At 51.3% G+C, this 3,724-nt stretch carries 5 protein-coding genes; 2 read left to right on the forward strand and 3 right to left on the reverse strand.

Features of this window, described 5'->3' with window-relative positions:
- Positions 1–1,300: 1,300 nt before the first annotated feature.
- On the forward strand, positions 1,301–1,720 hold the full coding sequence (locus tag IFT80_RS21445) for an entry exclusion protein 1 (protein ID WP_192138382.1): 420 nt from the start codon (positions 1,301–1,303) through the stop codon (positions 1,718–1,720).
- 388 nt (positions 1,721–2,108) lie between these two features.
- On the opposite strand, the gene IFT80_RS21450 is transcribed toward IFT80_RS21445, so the two are convergent.
- Both IFT80_RS21450 and IFT80_RS21455 read right to left on the reverse strand, forming a co-directional pair.
- Positions 2,109–2,348 carry a hypothetical protein gene (locus IFT80_RS21450; RefSeq protein WP_192138384.1) on the reverse strand — a complete coding sequence of 80 codons (240 nt, stop codon included), beginning with the start codon at positions 2,346–2,348 and terminating at the stop codon, positions 2,109–2,111.
- A 1-nt stretch (position 2,349) separates the two neighbouring features.
- Positions 2,350–2,616, reverse strand: coding sequence for a hypothetical protein (locus IFT80_RS21455; RefSeq protein WP_192138386.1), 267 nt, complete (start codon positions 2,614–2,616; stop codon positions 2,350–2,352).
- 421 nt (positions 2,617–3,037) lie between these two features.
- Between IFT80_RS21455 and IFT80_RS21460 the strand changes: the two genes are divergently transcribed.
- Positions 3,038–3,403 (forward strand): type II toxin-antitoxin system RelE/ParE family toxin, encoded by a 366-nt coding sequence (locus tag IFT80_RS21460; protein WP_192138388.1) that lies wholly within the window; start codon positions 3,038–3,040, stop codon positions 3,401–3,403.
- Positions 3,404–3,425: 22 nt separating this feature from the next.
- On the opposite strand, the gene IFT80_RS21465 is transcribed toward IFT80_RS21460, so the two are convergent.
- On the reverse strand, positions 3,426–3,724 hold a 299-nt coding region (locus IFT80_RS21465; RefSeq protein ID WP_192138390.1), incomplete at its 5' end, for a helix-turn-helix domain-containing protein.

Below are 3,724 nucleotides of genomic sequence, written 5' to 3' on the forward strand. Positions count from 1 at the left end.
CAAAACCATAACCAGCTTAGATTTTAACGCAAGCATGTTGAAGCGAACTGGATCATTGGTGATCAGTTCGAAAACGTTCTGCGTACTCATTTTTTAATCTCTCTAAACGAGCAATTATGTATAAACGGCTCTTGCTTTCTCATGCTTTTGACGGTATGGACGTCTAGCAGGCTTTCAATAGGGCCGAGATTATACAAATTCTTGTAATGCCGTCAAGCGGTTTCATATGTTTTTTGTGAAAGCTGCTTGGTAAATCTAATAAGGTCGACGAGCGGTGGAAGGTCATCCGTTGACATTCAATGTCGATTCCAAATGGCCATCTATTAATGATGGCTTGAATAAAAATCCCAAAGCATTCGCCACTGCGTGGCTCACCGACTCGACCCCCTAAAGGGGGACCCCCACTCGCCGGAATAGATCAAAGGCAGGTTATGACCCTTAGGAACAAAAGCAAATGCAATGATGGCTGACGCCAGCCCAGGGCCGCCTATAAGCGGCACATAGGATGGCTGCGCTACGCTCTTGAGGGCTCCCACTGGCGTGGAAGCCCCTACGAGCGGCTTTTAAAAAAAGCGTTTCGCATGACTCCACGCAGTGGGGAAATTGTCCAGGTGCAGTACCCAGCTCCCACTCCCAACAGGCGTTCCAGACTTTCGGGGATTGGTTACAACTGCGCCCCCTGCCCTCTTCGGCGTCTGGCGGTCGGTGGGTTCTGAGACAGTGACAGCGCCCTTGGTTGGGTTGTTAACGCTGCCCTGCCGTTGCCTTCTCGCCCTTGCGGGTCGCACCTGACCGGCTATACCGGCTACCGTGAAGAGATCCCCTTGATCGGTAGCTATTACTTTCCCGTGCCCAAAGCATCTTGATTCCAAGCGTCGGGAAGAGGTAACGGGGGAGGCTGGAAGCTAGACAGGAGACGGATTTGTCTCCAGAATTGTGCTTACCAGGTCTCGTATCCCTAGCCCGCGAAAGCAGAGATTTCCCCGAGACCTTGGCTGGAGGTGTTGCAAGCACCCGACCAGCCCGAATGAAACCCCGCCTTGGCGGGGTTTCTTCGTTTTGAATCTATGTAACTGATGCGGCAAAGATATTGCGTTTGATCGCCCAGCGCAAACCCCTTCTTGCTGTCGCCCTGACCTAACCTAAATCGCGCCCAGTTGGCCATTCTCAGAGCCTATCCTTTACGTTGCTTGAATCCCTCCCATGCCCAGCCTCACTTTTGGATTAAAATTTTAGGATTGGCACAGCTGTGACACACCGTGGCACGCTGATTTGGCACACTCTGGCACAGCTCCTCACTATGGCATGGCACACCCTCAACGAAGCCGTAAAATTGACCGGGAGAAGCCGTCGCTCCATCTATCGGGATATGGCTACAGGCCTTGTTTCGTATGGGGTAGACGCTTCTGGAAACCGTCAATTTGATACGTCCGAATTGATGCGTGCTTATGGGGCTTTGAAGGACGTGGCACACCGCGGCACAGATCATTTGGCACACCGTGGCACAGCTGACGTGACACACGTTGGCACAGAACCCTGGAGCGTGCTGCTGGCCGAACTGCAAGCGCTGCGCCTTGAGGTCAAAGAGCTGCGAGCGACCGTATTACTGATCGAGCACAAGCCTGAAAAAAAATCCCCTGAAGAACCCAGCCCTTCTAAATTTTCCCCAAGCGAGCCTGCGACCTGGGCTGATCTGCTAGCCGGTTTAGATAAGCCGTGAGGAGAGGGGAAAGCAGCACGTCGAACATCTCTGCACGTGGCTACAGCAAAAACTGATTACCTCAACGGAAACAGTGCACCTCAGTGCAATTTAGTGAACGTCAGTGCAACCTAGTGCAAAGCAATGCAACGGAGTGCAATCGAGTGAGATTCAGTGCAACTCAATGCAAGAGCGCGTCGGTTGGTCGCTCTCTCCAGGTAAGGCAAAGGCACGTTACCGATCGTTTACAAAATGCCTTCGCATTGTGTAAACGATCGTCCGTGCCAAAGGGGAAACCCCTTTGAAACCCGAGAAGCGAGCGCGCCGTGTTGTCGCTTGTCATCGTTCAGCCAGGACGAGGTCACGCTAGGATTTCGAAAAATTTCGCGGACGCGAAATTTGGCAGGCCCTACAGCTCCACGGCAAAAGTCTTGATGCCCATGCCCTGGGCAAAACGACCTACGGCTGTGAGACTGGCCCAGGTGCGCAGCGCCTCACGGCGCGAGCGCACGGGCAGCCAGCGGCTGCCGGCGCCGCCCAGACGAATGGCCAGCGTCCATTTCTCATCGTGCCGGCTGACCAGCACCTCACGTACGGCGCCGCCCTCGAGCATGACCTGCAAGGCGTCTTCGTGAATGCCAGCGCGCATCTTACGTTTCTTCCCAATGATTAAGCAGCTCCGGCCAGATCTCGCGCAAGTCAGCGTTGATGCGCGAACCGTAAAGATCATCAATGACCTGTGCATCAATAAGAGCCTGCACATAGCCACAGCAGAACTGATAACGCAGTTCGCCGGAGGCTAGATCTTTGCTGGTGCGCAGCTGTCGTCGAACCGCAAGCCAGGTGGCGTAGACATGATCAGGCAGGCCTACAGGCAGATCGGTGTGGCCACAAGGCGGCAAGATGGCTGCAGGCATAACGAGCTCAAGGTGAGGGCATAGCCGGGCGACTGCCGCACCGGCAGGTAATGGTACGCCAGGCTCCAGGGTTCTGGCGGCCGGAAGACGCAAAAAAGCCCGCCGAGGCGGGCTTTTCTGTGGGGTGCGATTGAACATAGCACCTGTTATGAGACGTACTGAATACTTATTCATAGGAAATTAAAAAGATTACCCAAATGTCAAGCCAATAGCTTGACGTCAAACATGAGGTTGCCTGTAAAAAAACTGAAATTTGGCACTTGCATTTCTATATAACTAGTTATAAGATTTGACCGGCTGGGGGAACCTATTGCCCGGCAGAAAGGATTTTACCTAAATTTCGGTAAATCCAACTTAATCCAAGAGGATAAGCAAATGAAATACGAAAAATTCCTACCATTCACAAGAGGTAAATCGCATCATGATGACTGCAAAATCTGCTGTAAACGATCCGTGTAACGCCCGCTTCACTCCTAAAGAGATAAAGCATTGTCCGGGCTTCTTGAAAGAGTTCGGGAAATTCTCCATGGAGGATCAGATCACTTTCCTACATAATTTCGATATGATCGCGCACGGATTAAAACCCGAGCTCGCATTCGAACATTTGACTGCTGTAGGTTCTGGTGTGATCGAACTGAAAATCAATGGTAGCCCGGCATTGCGTTGTGTTTACTACAACAAGCTACCAGGGGTTCTGTGGATCGTTCTCGCGGCAACGAAAACGTCCGAAGGGCAGGATCTCACGATAATCAGGAAGGCTAGACAACGCGTAAAATCGTTGAAATAGTCCGTATATAAAATCGGTGCTGTTAAAGCACCGATTTTTTTAGCTTCAATTCTAAAGGCACACGTAGATTTCCTGGATCGAAATCCATATCTAATTTGTAGCCTATGCGCAATATCATTTCGACAAGCGTATCAACAGAAAATTTCTCTAGCTTTCCATTGAATAAGTTGCTCATTCGGGGCTGACTGACTTCCATTCTTCTAGCAGCCTCAGCTTGGGTCCACTGCTGGCCCTGGATCAGGTTGATCAAAACCATAACCAGCTTAGATTTTAACGCAAGCATGTTGAAGCGAACTGGATCATTGGTGATCAGTTCGAAAA

Origin of the sequence: Pseudomonas sp. CFBP 8771 (assembly GCF_014841695.1) — a bacterium.
In the GTDB taxonomy this organism is placed as follows: domain Bacteria; phylum Pseudomonadota; class Gammaproteobacteria; order Pseudomonadales; family Pseudomonadaceae; genus Aquipseudomonas; species Aquipseudomonas baltica.

Coding starts and splice junctions, on each gene's coding strand:
- IFT80_RS21445 (WP_192138382.1), top strand. CDS start 1,301: ATGGCATGGCACACCCTCAACGAAGCCGTAAAATTGACCGGGAGAAGC.
- IFT80_RS21450 (WP_192138384.1), bottom strand. CDS start 2,348: ATGCGCGCTGGCATTCACGAAGACGCCTTGCAGGTCATGCTCGAGGGC.
- IFT80_RS21455 (WP_192138386.1), bottom strand. CDS start 2,616: ATGCCTGCAGCCATCTTGCCGCCTTGTGGCCACACCGATCTGCCTGTA.
- IFT80_RS21460 (WP_192138388.1), top strand. CDS start 3,038: ATGATGACTGCAAAATCTGCTGTAAACGATCCGTGTAACGCCCGCTTC.